21 protein-coding genes, 3 tRNA genes and 1 pseudogene are annotated in these 20,024 nt (G+C 68.7%); 14 read left to right on the top strand and 11 right to left on the bottom strand.

Annotated elements, in window-relative coordinates; all coding sequences use genetic code 11:
* Positions 1 to 2: 2 nt before the first annotated feature.
* The 3 genes and pseudogenes from AC0KTM_RS21200 to AC0KTM_RS21190 all read right to left on the bottom strand — a co-directional run bounded on the left by AC0KTM_RS21200 (position 3) and on the right by AC0KTM_RS21190 (position 2,322).
* Positions 3 to 698 (bottom strand): crotonase/enoyl-CoA hydratase family protein, encoded by a 696-nt coding sequence (locus AC0KTM_RS21200; protein WP_238956859.1) that lies wholly within the window; start codon positions 696 to 698, stop codon positions 3 to 5.
* Positions 699 to 711: 13 nt separating this feature from the next.
* Positions 712 to 1,550: pseudogene (locus AC0KTM_RS21195) on the bottom strand (hypothetical protein); the annotation flags it as partial.
* Positions 1,551 to 1,608: 58 nt separating this feature from the next.
* Complete coding sequence (locus AC0KTM_RS21190; RefSeq protein ID WP_238956858.1) at positions 1,609 to 2,322, bottom strand: MBL fold metallo-hydrolase; 714 nt, start codon at positions 2,320 to 2,322, stop codon at positions 1,609 to 1,611.
* A 134-nt stretch (positions 2,323 to 2,456) separates the two neighbouring features.
* On the opposite strand from AC0KTM_RS21190, the gene AC0KTM_RS21185 reads away from it, so the two are divergent.
* From AC0KTM_RS21185 to rplA, 12 genes are all read left to right on the top strand, one after another.
* The gene (locus tag AC0KTM_RS21185) at positions 2,457 to 2,663 is read left to right on the top strand and encodes a type II toxin-antitoxin system VapB family antitoxin (RefSeq protein WP_225328332.1); all 207 of its coding nucleotides are present in this window, start codon (positions 2,457 to 2,459) and stop codon (positions 2,661 to 2,663) included.
* Positions 2,664 to 2,747: 84 nt separating this feature from the next.
* A tRNA-Thr gene (locus AC0KTM_RS21180) sits at positions 2,748 to 2,820 on the top strand.
* A 53-nt stretch (positions 2,821 to 2,873) separates the two neighbouring features.
* Positions 2,874 to 2,947, top strand: a tRNA-Met gene (locus AC0KTM_RS21175).
* A 46-nt stretch (positions 2,948 to 2,993) separates the two neighbouring features.
* On the top strand, positions 2,994 to 3,161 hold the full coding sequence (gene rpmG, locus AC0KTM_RS21170; RefSeq protein WP_003898538.1) for a 50S ribosomal protein L33: 168 nt from the start codon (positions 2,994 to 2,996) through the stop codon (positions 3,159 to 3,161).
* Positions 3,162 to 3,209: 48 nt separating this feature from the next.
* Complete coding sequence (hadA, locus tag AC0KTM_RS21165; RefSeq protein ID WP_472416591.1) at positions 3,210 to 3,689, top strand: (3R)-hydroxyacyl-ACP dehydratase subunit HadA; 480 nt, start codon at positions 3,210 to 3,212, stop codon at positions 3,687 to 3,689.
* Entirely contained in the window at positions 3,676 to 4,104 is a 429-nt protein-coding gene (gene hadB, locus AC0KTM_RS21160; protein ID WP_067170032.1) for a (3R)-hydroxyacyl-ACP dehydratase subunit HadB, read from the top strand. The genes hadA and hadB overlap by 14 nt, the downstream gene beginning before the upstream one ends.
* A gap of 4 nt (positions 4,105 to 4,108) precedes the next feature.
* Complete coding sequence (gene hadC, locus AC0KTM_RS21155) at positions 4,109 to 4,609, top strand: (3R)-hydroxyacyl-ACP dehydratase subunit HadC (RefSeq protein WP_238956857.1); 501 nt, start codon at positions 4,109 to 4,111, stop codon at positions 4,607 to 4,609.
* 144 nt (positions 4,610 to 4,753) lie between these two features.
* A tRNA-Trp gene (locus AC0KTM_RS21150) sits at positions 4,754 to 4,826 on the top strand.
* Between the two features lie 160 nt (positions 4,827 to 4,986).
* Positions 4,987 to 5,454, top strand: coding sequence for a preprotein translocase subunit SecE (gene secE / locus AC0KTM_RS21145; RefSeq protein WP_225328329.1), 468 nt, complete (start codon positions 4,987 to 4,989; stop codon positions 5,452 to 5,454).
* A 60-nt stretch (positions 5,455 to 5,514) separates the two neighbouring features.
* Positions 5,515 to 6,339, top strand: a complete 825-nt coding sequence (gene nusG / locus AC0KTM_RS21140; RefSeq protein WP_225328328.1) for a transcription termination/antitermination protein NusG — start codon at positions 5,515 to 5,517, stop codon at positions 6,337 to 6,339.
* A gap of 48 nt (positions 6,340 to 6,387) precedes the next feature.
* Positions 6,388 to 6,816 (top strand): 50S ribosomal protein L11, encoded by a 429-nt coding sequence (gene rplK / locus AC0KTM_RS21135; protein ID WP_007767860.1) that lies wholly within the window; start codon positions 6,388 to 6,390, stop codon positions 6,814 to 6,816.
* A 73-nt stretch (positions 6,817 to 6,889) separates the two neighbouring features.
* Positions 6,890 to 7,597 (top strand): 50S ribosomal protein L1, encoded by a 708-nt coding sequence (rplA, locus tag AC0KTM_RS21130; RefSeq protein WP_472416589.1) that lies wholly within the window; start codon positions 6,890 to 6,892, stop codon positions 7,595 to 7,597.
* Positions 7,598 to 7,675: 78 nt separating this feature from the next.
* Here rplA and AC0KTM_RS21125 read toward each other — a convergent pair whose 3' ends face one another.
* From AC0KTM_RS21125 to AC0KTM_RS21090, 8 genes are all read right to left on the bottom strand, one after another.
* Positions 7,676 to 8,893 (bottom strand): RNA polymerase sigma factor, encoded by a 1,218-nt coding sequence (locus AC0KTM_RS21125; protein WP_238956854.1) that lies wholly within the window; start codon positions 8,891 to 8,893, stop codon positions 7,676 to 7,678.
* Between the two features lie 4 nt (positions 8,894 to 8,897).
* On the bottom strand, positions 8,898 to 9,596 hold the full coding sequence (locus tag AC0KTM_RS21120) for a YciI family protein (protein ID WP_225328325.1): 699 nt from the start codon (positions 9,594 to 9,596) through the stop codon (positions 8,898 to 8,900).
* Between the two features lie 94 nt (positions 9,597 to 9,690).
* Positions 9,691 to 10,587: a hydroxymycolate synthase MmaA4 gene (gene mmaA4, locus AC0KTM_RS21115; RefSeq protein WP_225328324.1), complete on the bottom strand. Its 897-nt coding sequence runs from the start codon at positions 10,585 to 10,587 to the stop codon at positions 9,691 to 9,693.
* 163 nt (positions 10,588 to 10,750) lie between these two features.
* Positions 10,751 to 11,611: a cyclopropane mycolic acid synthase family methyltransferase gene (locus AC0KTM_RS21110; protein WP_225328323.1), complete on the bottom strand. Its 861-nt coding sequence runs from the start codon at positions 11,609 to 11,611 to the stop codon at positions 10,751 to 10,753.
* Positions 11,612 to 11,699: 88 nt separating this feature from the next.
* Positions 11,700 to 12,548: an alpha/beta fold hydrolase gene (locus tag AC0KTM_RS21105; RefSeq protein WP_255641914.1), complete on the bottom strand. Its 849-nt coding sequence runs from the start codon at positions 12,546 to 12,548 to the stop codon at positions 11,700 to 11,702.
* A gap of 67 nt (positions 12,549 to 12,615) precedes the next feature.
* Entirely contained in the window at positions 12,616 to 13,962 is a 1,347-nt protein-coding gene (locus AC0KTM_RS21100; protein WP_238956853.1) for an ABC1 kinase family protein, read from the bottom strand.
* Positions 13,963 to 14,002: 40 nt separating this feature from the next.
* Complete coding sequence (locus tag AC0KTM_RS21095) at positions 14,003 to 14,587, bottom strand: DinB family protein (protein WP_225328359.1); 585 nt, start codon at positions 14,585 to 14,587, stop codon at positions 14,003 to 14,005.
* 23 nt (positions 14,588 to 14,610) lie between these two features.
* Complete coding sequence (locus AC0KTM_RS21090; protein ID WP_225328320.1) at positions 14,611 to 15,132, bottom strand: DinB family protein; 522 nt, start codon at positions 15,130 to 15,132, stop codon at positions 14,611 to 14,613.
* Positions 15,133 to 15,215: 83 nt separating this feature from the next.
* Between AC0KTM_RS21090 and AC0KTM_RS21085 the strand changes: the two genes are divergently transcribed.
* Positions 15,216 to 19,409, top strand: coding sequence for a glycoside hydrolase family 38 N-terminal domain-containing protein (locus AC0KTM_RS21085; protein ID WP_472416587.1), 4,194 nt, complete (start codon positions 15,216 to 15,218; stop codon positions 19,407 to 19,409).
* Positions 19,406 to 20,023: a DUF7158 domain-containing protein gene (locus AC0KTM_RS21080; RefSeq protein ID WP_225328318.1), complete on the top strand. Its 618-nt coding sequence runs from the start codon at positions 19,406 to 19,408 to the stop codon at positions 20,021 to 20,023. Before AC0KTM_RS21085 ends, AC0KTM_RS21080 begins: the two co-directional genes overlap by 4 nt.
* Position 20,024: the final 1 nt, after the last annotated feature.

Genomic DNA, 20,024 nt, shown 5'->3' with positions numbered 1-20,024 from the left:
GCTCAGAGCCCGAATTCGGCTTCGATCCCGTCGATTCCGGCGCGGATGGCGGCCAGGGCGTCGGCGCGAGTGCGCAACTTGGTGGCGGCATGCGCGCGCTGATTGAGGCCGGCGAATTCGGTGGCGGCTTCCTCGGCGCGGTCCAGCACCATCTCGGGCAGCACGATCTCATCGATAAAGCCTGCGGCAAGGGCGGTTTCACCGAAAAACGTCTTGGCCAACCCCGCGGCCTGCTGATACCCCGACGGCGTCAGCCGCAGCTTCATGATCTCCAGCGCGGCGTAGGGGATGACCATCCCGATCGCGACCTCGTTGGCCTGGATGTTGTAGGCGTGGGCGGCCACCCGGTGATCGCCCGCCGACAACAGGAACGCCCCCATCGCGATCGCGTGGCCGGTGCACGCCATCACCACCGGCTTCGGAAACGACAGGAGCCGGTAGGCCAACTCGAACCCGCCCCGCAGCATGTCGATCGCGGGCTGCACCTCGCCGGAGGTGAGAATCTTCAGGTCGAAGCCGCCGCTGAACACCCGCTCATTGCCGGTGATCACCAGCGCCCCGGCGTTGTCCCGCTCCGCCTGGTCGATCGCGTCGCCCAGGGCCTGCTGCATGGTCGGGCCCAGCGCGTTGACCTTGCCGTCGTCCATCCTGATGACGGCGATGGAGTCCTTGGTGCTGTAGTGGACCGGGGCGGTCATGGGTGCTCCTGCTCCTCGCCGTCAGGCGGACTGGTTGTGGTGTCTGCCCAGATCGTCTTCGGCGTTACTCCAGCGCAGGCTCACATCGGTGGGTTCGTCGAGTTGGCGGGTGCGCCATCGGTCTTGGGTTTCCCGAACCGCGGCGTTGATCCGTTCGATCTCGCTGCGGAAGACCTCGGGCCGGGTCTCCTTGCTGGCGTAGTGGAAATAGGTCAGCAGGCCGCGCAGCAGCTCCAGCTTTTCCTTCTCCCGCTTGGCGAGGTCATGGGTGGTCATCAACTCGATGCGCTGCACGGGTGGCAGGGCGTCCCAGTCCAGCACCACCTCGGTGTGCAGCGGCGAACGCTCGCGTTGCCAGAGTCGCCGCCGCGGCTGGGCGGGGCGGTCGTAGTAGCTGACGGTCCCGGTGAAACGCGATTCGATGCCGCTGCCGATTTCGGCGCGGTCGAGCGCCGAGTCCCACACCAGGCGCCATTCCTGGCCGGGCGCCAGCACGGGCAGCTCACGGGGCAGACGCAGTTCGACGACGTCGGCGTAGCCGTCGGTGGCGCTTTCGTATTCGGCCACCGTCGGGGGATTGACGAACGAGAACTCGATGTCATAGGCGGCGGTCTGGCCGAAATTGCGGACCACGAGCTCGATCACGTGCCAGTCGGCGGGATGCGGTTCCATGAACACCCCGACGTGCGGGCGGGTTTGCTCCGCCGCCGCGCGGCGATTGCGGCTGATCTGGCGGTTGGTGAAGACCAGGGTGACGACGGCGAGGGCGATCGCCGCCCACGCTGCCCACGCTATCCAGGTGCTGGACCCGACGTGCGTGACCCCATGCCAGCTGTCCTGGATCCAACCCATGGCATACACCCTCCGCTTATATCACAGGGCAGGACGCCGAATGGTCACCATCGAGCGATCAGCCACCCATCAGCATTCGCCATTGGTCAAGGTCTGCCGCCCGGTACACATAGTTGGACCGCTTGACGTCCGACAGCGCGGCACTGGGCTCAGCCGAATACCAATGCCCCGGAAACACCGTCGGGTCACCGGGAAGGGTCGCGAGCCGCTGCAGGCTGCGGTACATCTCGTCGGAGTCGCCGCCGGGGAAGTCGGTGCGCCCGCAGCCCTCCAAGAACAACGTGTCACCGGCGACCAGGCGGCCGTCGAGCAGAAAACACTGGCTGCCCGGGGTGTGGCCGGGGGTGTGCAGCAACTCGATCTCGATGTCGCCGATGCTGACCTTGTCGTGGTTCTCGTGCGCGGTCAGGTCGCCCAGACCGATCCCGGTGACGCGCGAAACCCACAGCGCCTCATGGGTATTGACGTGCACCGGCACGGGTGCCCGTTCCAGCAGTTCGGCCAGGCCCTGCAGCGAGAAGCCCATCATCGATCCGCCCACGTGGTCGGGGTGGTGGTGGGTCACCAGCACCCCGGACAGGCGCATGCCGTCGGCCTCGAGCGTGTCGAGCAGGTCACCGGCGGCGTAGGCCGGGTCGACGACCACGCAATCCCCGGTTTGCCGGTCGCCGATCAGGTACGCGAAGTTGCGCATCTGCGTCGCGAACATGTCGCCGGCGGCGAAGTCGCGGCCGGAGAGCAGTTGACGGAAGTACAGCCGGTCATCTGACACGTGACCAGACTAGGACGCGGATCGCGGCGGGCCCGCGGGTAGTCCGCCGCCGCTTCGTTCGCGCCGCCCGGCTTCGGTGCGACACCGCTTCTGAGCACCGGGTTGGGCTCGTTTCCAGTGGGTATGGTTGGCGCATGAAGAAGAAGGTCGAGATCGAGGTCGACCTCGATCTGGTCGATGAGGCGATCCAACGTTTCCGTGTCGCCGACGCGCGCGAGGCAGTCAATCTCGCGTTGCGCACCCTGCTTCGTGAGGGCGCTGCCGCCGAAGAGGACGCCGAGTACGACGAGTTCAGCGACCTCAACGCGTGGCAGCCCCGCCGCTCCGGCGAGAGCGGGTGAGCTGCGGTACTCGTGGTTTGGTGCCGTTGCGAGCCAGGTTGTACCCTCTTTTAGGCCCGCGCGACTGATCGCTTCGGGTGAACGGCCCCCTTAGCTCAGTCGGTAGAGCGTTTCCATGGTAAGGAAAAGGTCAACGGTTCGATTCCGTTAGGGGGCTCGGCGGACGCCGAGCAGGCGTGGCGGCCCCGACCCCAAAACGGGGTGGCCAGAGGCGATGTAGCTCAGTCGGTTAGAGCGAACGACTCATAATCGTTAGGTCGCCGGTTCGAGTCCGGCCATCGCTACAACAGAACAGCACCAGATCTTTTCAAGAATCGAGAGAGAACCGTCATGGCGTCCAGTACCGACGTACGGCCGAAGATCACCTTGGCATGCGAGGTGTGCAAGCACCGCAACTACATCACCAAGAAAAACCGCCGGAACGACCCGGACCGACTGGAGCTGAAGAAGTTCTGCCCCAACTGCGGTAAGCACCAGGCGCATCGGGAGACACGCTAGCGGCGCCCCGCCAGCGTTTATTCCGACTGACTAGGTAGTTTAAGAATCGTGGCGTTAACCGAAAGCATCGTCGGGATGCACTACCGCTACCCCGATCATTACGAGGTAGAGCGGGAGAAGATCCGCGAGTACGCGGTCGCCGTGAAACACGACGACCCGGCGTTTTTCGAGGAAAAGGCGGCGGCCGAACTCGGCTACAAGGGGCTGCCGGCCCCCCTGACCTTCGTCTGCGTGTTCGGCTACATGGCGCAGACGGCGTTCTTCAAGCACGCCAACGTCGCCGTCCAGGACGCCCAGATCGTTCAGGTCGACCAGGTCCTGAAATTCTTCGCGCCACTCGTCGCCGGGGACAAGCTCTACTGCGACGTCTACGTGGACTCGGTGCGCGTGTCGCACGGCACCCAGATCATCGTCACCAAGAATGTCATCACCAACGCTGCCGGTGACGTCGTGCAAGAGACCTACACGACCCTGGCGGGCCGTGCCGGCGAAGATGGAGAAGAGGGATTTACTGATGCCACTGCGTGAGTTCAGCTCCGTGAAGGTGGGTGACCAGCTTCCGGAGAAGACCTACCCGCTGACCCGGCAGGATCTGGTCAATTACGCGGGCGTATCTGGCGACTTGAACCCCATCCACTGGGACGACGAAATGGCCAAGGTCGTCGGCCTGGACACCGCGATCGCGCACGGCATGCTGACCATGGGCATCGGCGGCGGCTACGTCACCGCCTGGATCGGTGACCCCGGCGCGGTGACCGAGTACAACGTGCGGTTCACCGCCGTGGTGCCGGTGCCCAACGACGGCAAGGGCGCCGAGCTGGTCTTCAGCGGCCGGGTGAAGTCGGCGGACCCGGAGACCAAGTCAGTGACCATCGCGCTCACGGCCACCACCGGCGGCAAGAAGATCTTCGGCAGGGCGATCGCGTCCGCGACACTCGCGTAGGCCCATGGCGCTCAAGACAGACATCAGGGGGATGATCTGGCGCTACCCTGACTACTTCGTCGTGGGGCGGGAACAACTCCGTCAGTTCGCGCTGGCCATCAAAAACCGTCACCCGGCCCACTACGACGAAGACGCCGCCGCCGATCTCGGCCACGACGCGATCGTCGCGCCGCTGACCTTCGGGACCATCTTCGCCAAGCTGGTTCAGCTGGATTTCTTCCGGCACGTCGACATCGGCATGGAGACGCTGGTGATCGTCCAGGTCGATCAGCGGTTCGTGTTCACCAAGCCGATCAAGGCCGGCGACAAGCTGTGGGCCCGCATGGACATCGTTTCGGTGGACGAGCGGTTCGGCGCCGACATCGTCGTCACCAAGAACATCTGCACCAACGAGCACGACGAGGTGGTCCTGGAGGCATACACCACGCTGATGGGTCAGTACGCCGACAACTCCGCGAACCTGCGCTGGGATCCGGACTCCGGCCAGGTCGTCAGAACGGCGTAATTAGTATCTGACTCCTCGTCCGATGTACACTCGGACCTCGGGGTTTTCCCAGCACCAGCGCGCTTTCCGTGAGTCGAGCAATCGGAAGGCGCGCGTGTCATGTAAGCCCCGGTAGGTAAGCGCAGGTTGGCCTGCCAACCGCGAAGGGGCGTAGCTCAACTGGCAGAGCAGCGGTCTCCAAAACCGCAGGTTGCAGGTTCAAGTCCTGTCGCCCCTGCTGAAGACGGACGGGACACCGGATTCGAGCGTCTGGTGACGACGCAGGCCCGCGGCCTGAGGAGGAACCGGACACCAGGACTGTGCCATGGTGGACACTGGAAGACGTGCCGCCACCGATGGGACGGCTCTCGGGGTACTAGCAAACAAAGGAGCGTGCGGTGAGCGACGAAGGCGACGTTGCCAACGACGCCGCAAGCGACGGCACTGACACCACGGACGGCCGCGCGAGCGGCGTCCGGACGGCGGTGGTGGCGCGGCCACAGCGCCCAACCGGTAAGCGGTCCCGCCAGAAGGCGGCCGACGCCGGCGAGGACGCCGACGCCGGGTCGCCGGACGAACTCGAGGTCTCCGGCAAGGAAAAGGCCAAGAAGGGCGCCTCCAAGTCCGGCGGGGCCAAGAAAGCGGCCAAGCTGAAGAAGTCCGCGGACAGTCGGGCCAACCCGTTCGTGTTCGTCTACAACTACCTCAAGCAGGTCGTTGCGGAGATGCGGAAGGTCATCTGGCCCAACCGCAAGCAGATGCTCACGTACACCTCCGTCGTGCTGGCCTTCCTGGCCTTCATGGTGGCGCTGGTCGGCCTGGCGGATTTCGGCCTGACCAAGCTGGTGCTGTTGGTGTTCGGCTGAGCGAGCGACGCCGCTTTCAAAAGTGACGCCGCCTTCAAAGTGACAGAGAGGACTCACACCGTGACTACCTTCGACGGTGACCCGTCCGCGGGTGACGCGGTCGACCTGAAAGAGACCACCGAAGCCTCCGAAGCCGCCGAGGCTTCCGCGGCTGCTGAGGTTTCGGGCGACGCGGCCACCTCGGCGGATTCCGGGGCCACCGACGCGACCACGGACGAGACCACCGACACCGCCGGGGCGCCCGACGAGCCGGCCGAAGAGGCCGACCCGGCCGTCGCGCTCAAGGCGGAACTGCGCAGCAAGCCCGGCGACTGGTATGTCATCCACTCCTACGCGGGATACGAGAACAAGGTCAAAGCCAACCTCGAAACGCGTGTGCAGAACCTCGACGTCGGGGACTACATCTTCCAGGTGGAGGTGCCCACCGAAGAGGTCACCGAGATCAAGAACGGCCAGCGCAAACAGGTCAATCGCAAGGTGCTGCCCGGCTACATCCTGGTGCGCATGGACTTGACCGACGACTCCTGGGCCGCGGTGCGCAACACCCCCGGGGTCACCGGGTTCGTCGGGGCGACCTCGCGACCGTCGGCCCTGACGCTCGACGACGTGGTCAAGTTCCTGCTGCCGCGCGGCGCGACGAAGAAGGCCGCCAAGGGCGCGGCGGCCACCGCCACCGCCGCCGAGGCCGGCGGGCTGGAACGTCCGACCATCGAGGTCGACTACGAGGTCGGCGAATCGGTGACGGTCATGGACGGGCCGTTCGCGACGCTGCCCGCCACGATCAGCGAGGTCAACGGCGAGCAGCAGAAGCTCAAGGTGCTGGTGTCGATCTTCGGCCGCGAAACGCCGGTCGAACTGACCTTCAGCCAAGTCTCCAAGCTCTAAACCGGCGCATCCGCCGGGCACAAACCAGGAAGGAACGAACAACATCTCATGGCCCCGAAGAAGAAAGTCGTCGGGCTGATCAAGCTTCAGATCCAGGCGGGGCAGGCCAACCCGGCGCCGCCGGTCGGGCCCGCGCTCGGTCAGCACGGCGTCAACATCATGGAGTTCTGCAAGGCGTACAACGCCGCCACGGAGAACCAGCGCGGTCAGGTCATCCCGGTCGAGATCACGGTCTACGAGGACCGCAGCTTCACCTTCGCGCTCAAGACCCCGCCCGCCGCCAAGCTGTTGCTCAAGGCCGCCGGTGTCGGCAAGGGCTCGGCCGAGCCGCACAAGACCAAGGTCGCCAAGGTCAGCTGGGATCAGGTCAAGGAGATCGCCGAGACCAAGAAGGCCGACCTGAACGCCAACGACATCGACGCGGCCGCCAAGATCATCGCCGGCACCGCCCGGTCGATGGGCATCACCGTCGAGTAGTACCCCGCATCACCCCGTGGGAGGGCTGGCTTCGGCCCGGTAACCACGACCCAACACCAGATTGGATGAATCAATGAGCAAGAACAGCAAGGCATACCGCGCCGCCGCCGAGAAGGTGGACCGCAACAGCCTGTACTCCCCGCTGGAGGCGGCCAAGCTCGCCAAGGAAACGTCGTCGAGCAAGCAGGACGCCACCGTCGAGGTGGCGATCCGGCTGGGCGTCGACCCGCGCAAGGCGGACCAGATGGTCCGCGGCACGGTGAACCTGCCGCACGGCACCGGCAAGACCGCCCGGGTCGCGGTGTTCGCGGTCGGCGACAAGGCCGAGCAGGCGCAGGCCGCCGGCGCCGATATCGTCGGCAGCGACGACCTGATCGAGAAGATCCAGGGCGGCTGGCTGGAATTCGACGCCGCGATCGCGACCCCGGACCAGATGGCCAAGGTCGGTCGCATCGCGCGGGTGCTCGGCCCGCGCGGCCTGATGCCGAACCCCAAGACCGGCACCGTCACCCCCGACGTCGCCAAGGCCGTGGCCGACATCAAGGGCGGCAAGATCAACTTCCGCATCGACAAGCAGGCCAACCTGCACTTCGTCATCGGCAAGGCCTCCTTCGACGAGAAGTCCCTGGCCGAGAACTACGGCGCCGCGCTCGACGAGGTGCTGCGGCTCAAGCCGTCCGCGTCGAAGGGCCGCTACCTGAAGAAGATCACGGTGTCGACGACGACGGGCCCGGGCATTCCGGTGGACCCGGCGGTCACCCGCAACTTCTCCGAGGCCTGAGTTTTTCTCGCGAGCAGACGCAGAATCGCACAATAATCGCCCCGGCGGTGCGATTCTGCGTCTGCTCGCGGGTGAGCGTCAGCCCCCGCACTCGGCGATGCGGCGACGCAGGAACGCCCGGCCCGGCTCAGACCCGTTGGACTCCAACGCCGTTCGGTACCAGGTGAGCGCATCGGCCGGTCGGCCCGCGCGGCGCAACAGGTCGGCGCGCACGGTCGCGACGAGGTTCGAGCGGGCGAGCCGCGGATCGCCCGCCACGGCGTCCAGGGCCGCCAGCCCGGCGTCGGGACCGTCGCGAAACCCGATCGCCAGCGCGCGATTGGCGGCCACCACCGGCGAACCGGTGATCTGCCACAGCCGGTCATAGGCCGAGCAGATGGCGCTCCAGTCCGTGTGCTCCCAGGACGGGGCCGTGGCATGCAGGGCGGCGATCACCGCCTGGGGCAGATAGGCGCCCGTCGAACCCTGGGCCCGCCGCAACCGCTCGAGCCCGCGGGCGATGCGGGCGCGGTCCCACCGGCGGCGGTCCTGATCCTCGAGCGGCACCAGCATCCCGGACCCGTCCACCCGGGTCGCGCGTCGCGAATCGTGCAGCAGCATCAGGGCGGACAGCGCGTGCGCCTCCGGCTCGGAGGGCAGCAGCGCGCACAGCTCGCCGCCCAGCCGGATCCCTTCGTCGCACAGGTCGTCACGGATGGCCGACGGGCCCGCGGTCGACCAGTAGCCCTCGGTGAACACCGAATACACGCAACCCAGCACGTGCGGGGTGCGCTCGGGCAGCAGCTCGGCGGGCGGGACGCGCAGCGGGATGTTGGCGTGCCGAACCTTGTTCTTGGCGCGCGTGATTCGCTGGCCGATCGCCGCCTCGGTCTGCAACAGAGCGCGGGCGATTTCGACGACGGTCAGGCCGGACACCAGCCGCAGCGTCAGCGCCAGTTGCGATTGCCGGTCCAGCGCCGGGTGCGCGCAGGTGAACATCATCCGCAACTCGTCATCGCGAACCGGATGCGGGTCGGTGTGCTCGGTGCGTGCCCTGATGTCGTCCAGCACGGCGGCCAATTCCTTTCCGGGGCGCACGGATTCGCGGCGCAGGCGATCGCGGGCGCGGTTACGGCCGACGGTCACCAGCCAACCGCCCGGGTTGACGGGTACCCCGTCGCGCGGCCAGGTGCGCAGCGCTTCGGCGCAGGCCTCCTGGACGGCGTCCTCGGCGACGGTGAGGTCACCCGACCACCGCGCGAGCGCGGCCACGGCCGGGCCCCACTCCCGGCGGAAGACGCCGTCCAGGTCGGCCATCTGCCTACAGGCCGGAGACCCCCGCCAGCTGGCGCAGGTGCACTGCCGAGGCGGGGATCATCGAGCCGATCTTGACGGCCTCGTCACGGTCGGCGGCGCTCAACAGGTAGATCCCGGTGGCGATTTCGGCGCCCTCCGCGTACGGCCCGTCGGTGATGAGGACCTCGCCGTCGCGCACCCGCACGGTCGTCGCCGTGGTCCGGTCGTGCAGCGCGGCGCCGCCGATCACGTGATCGCCGGCGGCGGCGTGCAGATCGACGTGCTTGGCCGCCACCGCCTCCCACTCCGGGGTGCCCGGTGTGTGCGCGGATTCGGGGGGCTCCAGCAGCAGTGCGAGCCAGTCGTTGCCGGTGAGCGCGCGGGACGGCTCGACCGCGTGGACCACCGGCCACAGCTCCACCGCCCCGAACGCGGCGACCGGGACGTCGCGCGCCAGCGCAAGCGCCTCGTCGAGGTTTTCGGCTTCGAAGATGTAATAGCCGCATGCCACCTCGGCGGCCTCGGCGAAGGGGCCGTCGGTGACCGTCGGCGCGTCGGGACCGCCGGTGATGGCCACTGCGGCCGCGGCGGGCGCCAGCGCGTCACCGGCCTTGATCGCCGGCCCGGCCTTGGCGTGAAAGGTCTCGAATGCCGCCATCGCGGCGGCGGCATCGTCGGGCGTACGGTCCTGCTCCTTGCTGATCAACAAGGCGAAGTACTGCATGGTCGTCACCTCCGGTAAGTGAGCGAAGCCGTCTGCTCCACTCTCTACCTACTCGACGAACCGCGCAGCGCCGATCCGACAGGCGCCGCGGAATTCAGGCGGCCGCGCCGGGCTTGAGGTAGGTCACCAGGCTGACGTCGAGCATCTCCTCGGTGAAGTAGTGCTCGCAGCCGCGCAGGTATTTGATGTAGCGGTTGTAGACCTCTTCGGAAGTGACCTCGATGGCCTTGTCCCGGTTCGACTCGAGCGTGTCACCCCAGATGTGCAGGGTCTTGATGTAGTGCGGCCGCAACGAAAGAGGTTCGGGCACAACGAAACCGGCCTTCTCGCCGTGATCGACCATCATCTGGGTGGAGGGCAGCCGGCCGCCGGGGAAGATCTCGGTGACGATGAACTTGATGAACCGCGCCGTCTCGAAGCTCAGCTTCTTGCCCCGCGCGGCCAGGTCGTACGGGTGGTAGCTGACGCTGCTCTGGACGGTCATGCGGCCGTCGGCGGGCATGATCTCGTAGGTCCGCTTGAAGAAGTCGTCGTAGTTCTCGTGGCCGAAGTGCTCGAAGGCCTCGATCGACACGATGCGGTCGACCGGCTCGGAGAAGTCCTCCCAGTTCTGCAGCCGCACCTCCCGCGAGCGACCGGTGTCGATGGACCCGAGCAACGCCTCGGCGCGGGCGTGCTGGTTCTTGGACAGCGTCAGGCCGATGACGTTGACGTCGAACCGCTCGACGGCGCGCTTCATGGTGCTGCCCCACCCGCAGCCGATGTCGAGCAGGGTCATGCCGGGCTTGAGGTCAAGCTTGTCGAGGTTGAGGTCGATCTTCGCGTACTGGGCCTCTTCCAGGGTCATGTCGTCGCGCTCGAAGTAGGCGCAACTGTAGATCCGCGACGGATCCTGGAACAGGCCGAAGAACTCGTCGGAGACGTCGTAATGCGCCTGAATGTCTTCCGAGCGCGTCCGCGTCTTCGTCGGGCCAGTCGGTTGCTCAGCCATTTTCGTCCTGTTCTCCTGGATGACGTTCGCTGCCCCTGGTTGCGCGCGCATCGAGGCGTCCGGTTGAGCAGCAACGATACCCAACGGCGAGGCATCGTCTCCTAAGGGTGCGAGCGCGCGTCGCGGGCCCGACCGCGCAGCCAAACTCTACTTTCCGCCGACGCTACTTGGTGAGCGTGTACTGGGCCACGTTGGAGATCCCTTTGCGGAAGAGGTTCGCGCAGCCCGTCAGGTAGCGCATGAACCGGTCGTAGACCTCTTGGGACTGCAGGGCGATCGCGCGCTCGCGATTGGCCTCGAGGTTGGCCGCCCACGTGTCCAGCGTCCGGGCGTAGTGCGGCTGCAGGTATTGCGCCTGCTCGAGGGTGAACCCGCTGGCTCGCGAAAGGTCGACGATGTCGGCTTCGCCGCACATCTGCCCGCCGGGAAAGATTTCCTTGCCGAGGAAGTGCAGGAAACGCAGGTCCGACATCGTGATTTTGATGCCGACTTCTTTCCAGTGCGATTGCGGGTAGGTGAAGATGCTGTGCATCAGCATCCGGCTGTCGTTGGGGAGGGTTTCGTAGGCCCAGTCCCAGAACGCGGGCCAGCGTTCCTTTTTGAACGCGTCGAAGGCCTCGAAGCTGATGATCCGGTCGACGTGCTCGTCGAACTCTTCCCACCCCTGCAGCCGGGCCTCGGCCCGCCGCGTCGTCGGGATCTCGGCCAGCCTGGCCTTGGTGCGCGCGTAGTGGTTGCGGCTGAGCGTGATGCCGATGACATTCACGTCGTATTTCTCCAGCGCCCGGACCACGGCCCCACCCCAGCCGCACCCGACGTCGAGCACCGTCATGCCCGGCTCCAGGTTCAGCTTGTCCAGCCCCAGGTCCAGCTTGGCCAGCTGCGCCTCGGCCAGCGTCATGTCATCGTCTTTGAAATAGGCGCAGGTGTACACCATGTTGGGGTCGAGGAACAACGCGAAGAAGTCGTCCGAAATGTCGTAGGTCGCCTGCGACTCTTCGTAATACGGCTCCAGCTTGACCATCGCTACACCCATCCTCCTTCGACAACCGTACAACCCGCCGCCTTGGACTGAAAATGCGGGGAAACGTTTCGGCAGAATGCTTTTTGGCTCAGCACGCCCTAGCGAAATTGTTTGTCAGCACGCCGACCACCTGGTCCCACAACTGCTGTGGCAGATCATGACCCATCCCGTCGAATAACACCAATCGGGCGCCGTCGATGGCGCGGGCCACCGCGCGGCCCCCGAAGGGCCGCATCAACTTGTCCGCCCGGCCGTGGATCACCACGGTGGGAGCGACGGTGCCCCGGTTGTAGCGCCGCAGGCTCCCGCTGCCCAGCACGGCGGCGAAGTGCCGCGCCACGCCCTGCGGGTAGTAGTTGCGGTCGTACCCCTCGGCGGCCTCGGCGCGGGCCTGTTCGTCGGGCACCCGGTAGCGCGGGCTTCCGATGATCTTGCCGACGCGCACCGCGTTGTCGATGATCACCTCCCGCGGCGAGTCCGGCGGCGGCCCTTTCAGCAGCGCCAGCAACGCGCGCGGCGCCGGCGGCGGCAGCAGGGCCGCGTTGTTGCTGGAGAAGATGATCGCCAGGGTTCGGGTCCGCTCGCGGAAGCGCGCGGCGAAGATCTGGGCGATCATGCCGCCCATCGACGCGCCGACGACGTGGGCGCGCTCGATGCCCAGGTGATCGAGCACGGCCGCGGCGTCGTCGGCCATGTCCTCGAGCTTGTAGACCGCGTTGCTGGGCAGGCCCAGCCAGGACCGGGCCAACCGCGTGGCCAGCGGCTGCCCCGAGCTGCCGTACCGGGTCTTGCTGGACAGGCCGACGTCGCGGTTGTCGTACCGGATGACGCGCAGACCCCGGTCGACCAGCTTTTCGCAGAACGCGGTGCGCCACAACACCAGCTGGGCTCCCAGTCCCATGATCAGCAGGACGGGCGGGTCGTCGACGTCGCCCATGTCCTCGTAGTACAGCTTCAGGTCGCCTGATAGGGCGTATCCCGTGCGCACCTGCACCGCGGCGCTCCTAAACCTCGACGTCGGAGGAGTGTTCGCGGCTGACTTCGACCATGAAGTTCGCGAAATACCCGGTCAATTGCGGATCCGACATCATTTGCCATTTCGGCGCCAGCAGCTTCATGTAGCGCTCGACGTAGAGGAACTGTTTGCCGATCAGCACCAGCTCGCGGGGCAGCTTGACGTCGTAGGCGTCGGCCAGGGCGGACAGCTGCCGGCCGATGTCGGCATACGACATGTCGCCCAGCGTCTGCATGGTCAGCGGGGTGGCGAACTTTTCCAGGTCCTTGGCGGCCTCGGCTTCGGGCTTCATGGTGCCGACCGCGCCCATCAGCACCACGATCTTGCCCGCCGCGGCGTGGTCCTTCTTGACCAGCAGCGCGTACACCAATTCGCGCAGCAGCCAGCGGGTCCGGGGATCGATGCGGCCCATGATGCCGAAGTCGAAGAACACGATGCGGCCCTGGTCGTCCACATAGAGGTTGCCCGCGTGCAGGTCGCCGTGGAACAGCCCGTGCCTCAGCCCGCCTTCGAATAGCGAGAACAGCAGCGCCTTCACCAGCTCGACGCCGTCGAAACCGGCCTTGCGGATGGCGGCGACGTCGTCGATGCGGATGCCCGACACCCGCTCCATCGTCAGCACCCGGTCGCTGGTGAAGTCCCAATACACCTGCGGCACCCGGATGTTGCGGCCCAGCGGGGAGGTGTGCAGGTGCGACACCCACGCCTCCATCGACTGCGCCTCCAGCCGGAAATTGAGCTCCTCGGCCAGGTTGTCCGAGAAGTCGGCGACGACGTCCTGCGCGGACAGCCGCCGGCCCAGCTTGGCCACCTCGACGGCCTGGGCGAAGCGTTTGAGGATCTGCAGGTCGGCGGCGACCCGGCGGCGGATGCCCGGCCGCTGGATCTTGACGACGACCTCCTCGCCGCTGTGCAGGGTCGCGTAGTGCACCTGGGCGATGGAGGCCGACGCGAACGGCTCCTCGTCCCAGCTGGCGAACAGTTCGGACGGGTCGGCGCCGAGCTCCTCGATGAACAGCTTGTGTACCTCGCCGGAGTCGGCGGGGGGCACCCGGTCCAGCAGGCCGCGGAACTCCCGGGACAGCGACTCGCCGAACGCGCCCGGGCTCGACGCGATGATCTGCCCGAACTTGACGTACGTCGGTCCCAGGTCGGCGAAGGTCTGGGGGAGTTGCTTGATCACCTTCTGCTGCCACGGGCCCCTGCCCGGCAGCTTGGTGACGATGCGAGCGGCGGAGCGGGTGACCTGCCAACCGGTCACCGCTACCCGGGCCGCTTCGACCGGCAACGGCACCCGGTCGAGCTTGGCCACCTCTCGATGTTTGGTAGAGCTCATTCCAGCAGTCTGCCAAACCGGTGCTGGCAAGTCCCAATCTCTACCGGGGGCGATCCCCACCCCGCCACGGCTGCACCCACCCCTGGATCGCCCAGCCTTCGAGCCCGGCGATCAGCTCGTACATGGTGGCGCCGTCGATCGCCTCCCGGATGATGTCGGCATGCCCGGCGTGCCGGGCCAGCTCGTTGATCACGTGCAGGATCACCCAGCGCACCGACCAGGCCCGCTGGTCCTTGGGGAACCACGGGATGTCCCGCGGGACGGGCACCGCGGCATCGAGGTCCGCGGTCTCGACCAGCCGAAGCGATTCCGCGTTCTGGGCCTCGAAGGCGCGCAGCAGCCCGTCCAGCGTCTCGTCGGCCCGCATCACGTGCTGGTCGGCGAACTCCTTGCTGATCTGCTCGAACGGGCGGGTGTCTTTCGGCGGCGCGTCCGGCGCGGCGGCGACGCGCGCCATCCAGCTGCGCTGCATCCCGGTGGCGTGCTTGACCAGCCCGCCGATCGACAGCGCGCTGACCGAGGGCGTCGAGCGGGCCTGTTCGTCGGTGAGGCCGTACGACACGGCGAAATACGCGCTCTGGTGGAACGCGAGGAATTCGCGCAGGGCGCTGCGTTCGTCGGCCACCGGCGGGGCGAGGGCGGGCATTGTCAATCCATCCTGTTGTGAACGTAAAGGTCGCGCAGACAAGCGATTTCGGCGCCATGGTGGATCGCTTCCCGATTGATGTGCAAGTCCAGCTCGCTCAGCGGGTAGTCGGCGTACGGCCCTTCGGCCGCGCCGCAGCGGCGGGTCAGGTCGGCGGCGGACAGCGACCGTACACCGTTGATCCACACCGCGTACGTCTCGTCCAGTTGCCGCAGGGCGGTGGCGGCGGTGGTGGCGTAGTTCCAACTCTGGTAATCGGCGGACGGTCCACCGAAATGATGATGGGCACGCATCGCGAACACACCGACAATGACGTGCGCCATGCGCCACGCGATCGTGGTGAACGGCGCCGGGCTGGGCGCCGGGAACGCGAAGTCGATCGACCCGTCCGGGTGCACGGTCCAGCAGTGGGGCACCGGCTGCCAGAAGTACTCGTCGTCGGTCATGCCGCCCAGGCGAGGGCGCAACTGGTTGCGCCAGTGCCAGTCGAGCTGGTCGGCCAGTTGGGTGGTCAGATCCGCCATGGCACCGAGCTTTCCACCAATGGGACAGGTTCGTGGTCAGGCGACGGGTTTCTCGGTTCGCCGCGCCGCCGTAAAGTGCGGGGATGCAGCTGGTTTCGGCGGAGTCCACGGAGCTTTTCGTCGGGCCGCCGGAAGACCCGCTGCAGCTGGCGCGCGTCACCGTCGCCGGGGTGCGCGAGCCGACGCGGGTCCGCATCGACGGGGACGGCCTGAGCGGGGAGGCGGTCGCCGATATCGGCGACGGGCTCGTCGAGGTCCCGGTCACCGTGGACCGCCCGGTCGTCGGCGAACGCCGGTCGGCGCGGGTGCACGCCGGCCGCGCGCACCTGCCGTTCGACTTCACGGTCGCCGAGCCCGGCTGGACCATGTTCATGGTCAGTCATTTCCACTACGACCCGGTGTGGTGGAACACCCAGGGCGCCTACACCAGCGAATGGACCGAGGACCCGCCAGGGCGTGCCCGGCAGACCAACGGCTTCGGACTCGTGCACGCCCATCTGGAGATGGCGCGCCGGGAGCCCGAGTACAAGTTCGTGCTCGCCGAGGTGGATTACCTCAAGCCGTATTGGGACACCCGGCCCGAGGACCGCGCCGACCTGCGCCGGTTCATCGCGCAGGGCCGCGTCGAGGTGATGGGCGGCACCTACAACGAACCCAACACCAACCTCACCAGCCCGGAAACAACCATCCGAAACCTGGTGCACGGCACGGGTTTTCAGCGCCACGTCCTGGGTGCTGACCCGGCGACCGCGTGGCAGCTGGACGTGTTCGGCCACGACCCGCAGTTCCCGGGGCTGGCCGCCGACGCCGGCCTGACGTCGAGTTCGTGGGCCCGGGGACCGCATCACCAGTGGGGTCCGGCGCACAGCGACGGCGGCCTGGGCGGCATGCAGTTCTGCAGCGAGTTCGAGTGGATCTCCCCGTCGGGCCGCGGCCTGCTCACCCACTACATGCCCGCGCATTATTCGGCCGGCTGGTGGATGGACTCCGCCGCGTCGCTCAGTGAGGCCTCCGACGCCACCTACGAGTTGTTCGATCAGCTCAAAACGGTGGCGCTGACCCGCAACGTGCTGCTGCCCGTCGGCACCGACTACACGCCGCCCAACACGTGGGTCACCGCGATCCATCGCGACTGGGCGGCCCGCTACACCTGGCCGCGATTCGTGTGCGCGCTGCCGCGCGAGTTCTTCGCGGCGGTGCGCGCCGAGCTGGCGCACGGGCGCGGCGCGCCTCGAGAACCGTCGCCGCAGACCCGGGACATGAACCCGATCTACACGGGCAAGGACGTGTCCTACATCGACACCAAACAAGCCAACCGGGCCGCCGAGCACGCCGTGGTGGCGGCCGAGCGGTTCGCGGTCTTCGCGGCGCTGATGACCGGCGCCGACTACCCGCATGCGGCCTTGGCCAAGGCGTGGGTGCAGCTGGCCTACGGCGCGCACCACGACGCGATTACCGGCTCGGAATCCGACCAGGTCTACCTCGACCTGTTGACCGGCTGGCGCGACGCGTGGGAGCTGGGCCGCGCGGCCCGGGACACGTCGCTGGCGCTTTTGTCCGGGGCGATCGACGGCGACGTCGTCGTGTGGAACCCGCTGGCCCACCGGCGCACCGACGTCGTCACCGCCCGGGTCGATCCGCCGCTGCGCGCGGGCGTGCGGGTGCTGGACGCCGACGGCGCCGAGGTGCCCGCCCTGGTCGAGCACGACGGGAGCTCGGTCAGCTGGCTGGCCCGCGACGTCGGGTCGCTGGGCTGGCGGGCCTACCGGCTGGTTCCCACCGACAACCGGGCGCCCGGCTGGGAGCCGGTGCCGGGAGCGGTGATCGCCAACGAGCACTACCGGGTCGAGGTCGACGCGGCCCGCGGCGGGGCGGTCGCGTCGCTGATCGGCTTGTCCGGCCAGGGGGACCGCGAGCTGATCGCCGACGGGCGGGTCGGCAACGAGCTCGCCGTCTACGAGGAATACCCGTCGCACCCGACGCAGGGCGAGGGCCCGTGGCATCTGCTGCCCAAGGGCCCGGTGGTGTGCTCGTCGGAAGCGCCGGCGCGGGTGCAGGCCTTTCACGGGCCCCTCGGTCAGCGGGTGGTGGTGCGCGGCCGGATCGGCACGCTGCTGCGTTACACCCAGACCCTGACGCTGTGGCGCGGCGTCGCGCGGGTCGACTGCCGCACCACGATCGACGACTTCACCGGCGCCGATCAGCTGGTGCGGCTGCGCTGGCCGTGCCCGGTGCCGGGCGCCATGCCGGTCAGCGACGTGGGCGACGCCGTCGTCGGCCGGGGTTTCGCCCTGCTGCACGACGGGTCGCGCGCCGTGGACGCCGCCCGGCACCTCTGGACGTTGGACAACCCGGCGTACGGCTGGTTCGGCCTGTCCTCGGCGGCCCGGGTCCGGGTGTCGGGGGCCGGCGCGCGGGCGATCTCGGTCGCCGAGGTGGTGTCGCCGGCGGAGACGGTGTCCGGGCCGCTGGCGCGCGAGTTGATGGTGGCGCTGGTCCGCGCCGGAGTCACGGCCACCTGCAGCGCCGCGGATAAGCCGCGCTACGGCCACCTCGCGGTGGATTCCAACCTGCCCGACGTGCGGATCGCGCTGGGCGGCCCGGTCCGCAACGCCTTCGCCGCCGCGGTGCTGGACCACGCCGATCCGGTGTACGCCAAAGAGCTGGACCGCCAGCTGGCGGCGACCGGCCGGGCGCGGGTGTGGGTGCCGGCCGAGGCGCCGCTGGCCGCGGTGTGGGTGCCGGGCGCCGACCTCCGTCCGCTGGGGGCGCTGCCGGTGCTGGTGATCGACGGCCGCGACGAGGAGGACCTGCGGGCCGAGATCGCCGCGCTGGCCGAGGACCTCGGCGATGCCGAGATCGTCGTCGCGCAGCAGCCCGCGTCGGGAACCGACGCGTTCGACGACCGCACCGTCGCCCTGCTCAACCGGGGGGTGCCCAGCTTCGCCGTCGACACCGAGGGCACCCTGCACACCGCTCTGATGCGCTCGTGCACCGGCTGGCCGTCGGGCATCTGGATCGACGACCCGCGCCGCACCGCGCCGGACGGCTCCAACTTCCAGCTGCAGCACTGGACCCACGACTTCGACTACGCGCTGGTCAGCGGCGACGGCGACTGGCGGCGCGCGGACATCCCCACCCGCAGCGCGCAGTTCTCGCAGCCGCTGCTCGCCGTCGCCGGGGGCCGGCGGCCCGGTGCGCTGCCGCCCGCGGGTGCACTGCTGCGCGTCGAGCCCGCCGACTCGGTCCACCTGGCTGCCCTCAAGGCGGCCGGCAACCCGTTGACCGCGGGCAGCGCCGCGCCGCTCGACCCGAACGCGGTCGCCCTGCGGTTGGTGGAAACGACCGGGGCGGGCGCGCGCGTGGTCCTCGGCTCGGACGTCGCGGCGTTCGGCGACCTGCGGCGCGCCGATCTTCTCGAGACTCCCGCCGAGCGGCTGGATTCGGTCGACCTGCACGGCTACCAGGTGGCGACCGTGCTGGCCCGGATCGAGCTGCCCGCGACGCCGTCGGGCCCCGCGGCGCTGGCGCCGGACGCCGAGGCCGCCCAGCCGCTCTACGCCCGTTATTGGCTGCACAACCGGGGCCCGGCACCGCTCGGCGGCCTGCCGGCGGTCGCCCACCTGCACCCGCCGCTGGTCAACGCGCAGCCCGGCGGCGAGGTGGCGCTGCGCGTCACCGCGGTCAGCGACTGCAGCGACGCCACGCTGCGCGGCGGGGTTGTGCTCGCGTGCCCCGACGGCTGGTCGGCCGCGCCCGCCGAGCTGCCCTTCACCCTGGGCAGCGGCGGCCACCTGGAGGCCGACGTGGTGGTGTCGATCCCGCCGGGGGCGGAACCGGGCCTCTACCCGGTCCGGGCCGAGTTGCGCCTCACCGGGGAGGAGATCCCCGCCGCCTGGCGGCAGGGGGTCGAGGACGTGTGCGTGGTCGCGGTGGGCGGCGCACCGGTGGACCCCGGCGAGCTGGTCTACCTTGCCGACGGGCCCACCGAGGTCACGCTGCGGCCGGGCGAAGCGGGCGACCTGACCGTCACCGTCGGCACCCACGCCCGGGCCGACCTGGCGCTCGAGGCGCACCTGATCAGCCCCTGGGGCACGTGGGAATGGATGGGCCCCGCCGCGATCGGCGCGGTCCTGCCCGCCCGCGGCACCGTCGACCTCGGCTTCCGAGTGGCCCCGCCGGCCTGGCTGGAACCCGGCGAGTGGTGGGCGCTGGTGCGCATCGGCTGCGCCGGGCGGCTGGTCTACTCGCCCGCGGCGCGGGTGACGGTGACATGAGCGGGCACCCGATCGCGACCGTCGCCGGCATCCCCGTGTCGTCCGGCGAGATCGACGCGGCCGAAACGCGGCTGCGGGCCGCGCGGGGGGCGGGCGCGCTGCCGACCGCCGGCACCAGCGAGGGCCGCCAACTGCGGCGCTGGCTGACCCAGCTCATCGTGACCGAACGGGTGGTCGCCGCCGAGGCGGCCGCGCGCGGGCTGAGCTCGCGCGCAGCGCCCCCCGAGGCGGAGCTGCTGCCCGACGTGACCGCGCGGCTGGAGATCGGCAGCGTCGCCGCGGCCGTGCTGGCCGATCCGCTCGCCCGGGCTCTGTTCGCCGACGTCACCGCCGCGGTGACCGTCACCGACGACGAGGTGGCCGCCTATCACGCCCGCAACCCGCTGCGGTTCGCCGCGGCCGCGCAGGGTGAAAACGGCTGGCGCACAACGGTGTCGGTCGCTCCACCGCTGGACGAGGTGCGGCCGGTGATCGCCGAGCATCTGCGCGGCGCCGCGCGGCGGCGCGCCTTCCGGCTGTGGCTGCACGCGCGCCGCGCCGAGCTGGTGCGGCTCGCGCCGGGCTACGAGCATCCCGGCGACCCGCGCCAACCCGACAACACCCACCGGCACTGAG

This window comes from Mycobacterium sp. NTMscope_Eco_3 (genome assembly GCF_976985685.1).
The sequence above is the reverse complement of the archived record's forward strand: the minus strand, read 5'-3'. Positions and strand labels throughout refer to the sequence as shown.

Coding starts and splice junctions, on each gene's coding strand:
- AC0KTM_RS21090 (WP_225328320.1), bottom strand. CDS start 15,132: ATGGCGGATCTGACCACCCAACTGGCCGACCAGCTCGACTGGCACTGG.
- AC0KTM_RS21085 (WP_472416587.1), top strand. CDS start 15,216: ATGCAGCTGGTTTCGGCGGAGTCCACGGAGCTTTTCGTCGGGCCGCCG.
- rplK (WP_007767860.1), top strand. CDS start 6,388: ATGGCCCCGAAGAAGAAAGTCGTCGGGCTGATCAAGCTTCAGATCCAG.
- AC0KTM_RS21120 (WP_225328325.1), bottom strand. CDS start 9,596: ATGCAGTACTTCGCCTTGTTGATCAGCAAGGAGCAGGACCGTACGCCC.
- rplA (WP_472416589.1), top strand. CDS start 6,890: ATGAGCAAGAACAGCAAGGCATACCGCGCCGCCGCCGAGAAGGTGGAC.
- AC0KTM_RS21080 (WP_225328318.1), top strand. CDS start 19,406: ATGAGCGGGCACCCGATCGCGACCGTCGCCGGCATCCCCGTGTCGTCC.
- AC0KTM_RS21105 (WP_255641914.1), bottom strand. CDS start 12,548: ATGGGCGACGTCGACGACCCGCCCGTCCTGCTGATCATGGGACTGGGA.
- rpmG (WP_003898538.1), top strand. CDS start 2,994: ATGGCGTCCAGTACCGACGTACGGCCGAAGATCACCTTGGCATGCGAG.
- AC0KTM_RS21200 (WP_238956859.1), bottom strand. CDS start 698: ATGACCGCCCCGGTCCACTACAGCACCAAGGACTCCATCGCCGTCATC.
- AC0KTM_RS21185 (WP_225328332.1), top strand. CDS start 2,457: ATGAAGAAGAAGGTCGAGATCGAGGTCGACCTCGATCTGGTCGATGAG.
- hadB (WP_067170032.1), top strand. CDS start 3,676: ATGCCACTGCGTGAGTTCAGCTCCGTGAAGGTGGGTGACCAGCTTCCG.
- AC0KTM_RS21100 (WP_238956853.1), bottom strand. CDS start 13,962: ATGAGCTCTACCAAACATCGAGAGGTGGCCAAGCTCGACCGGGTGCCG.
- mmaA4 (WP_225328324.1), bottom strand. CDS start 10,587: ATGGCTGAGCAACCGACTGGCCCGACGAAGACGCGGACGCGCTCGGAA.
- AC0KTM_RS21110 (WP_225328323.1), bottom strand. CDS start 11,611: ATGGTCAAGCTGGAGCCGTATTACGAAGAGTCGCAGGCGACCTACGAC.
- hadC (WP_238956857.1), top strand. CDS start 4,109: ATGGCGCTCAAGACAGACATCAGGGGGATGATCTGGCGCTACCCTGAC.
- AC0KTM_RS21125 (WP_238956854.1), bottom strand. CDS start 8,893: ATGGCCGACCTGGACGGCGTCTTCCGCCGGGAGTGGGGCCCGGCCGTG.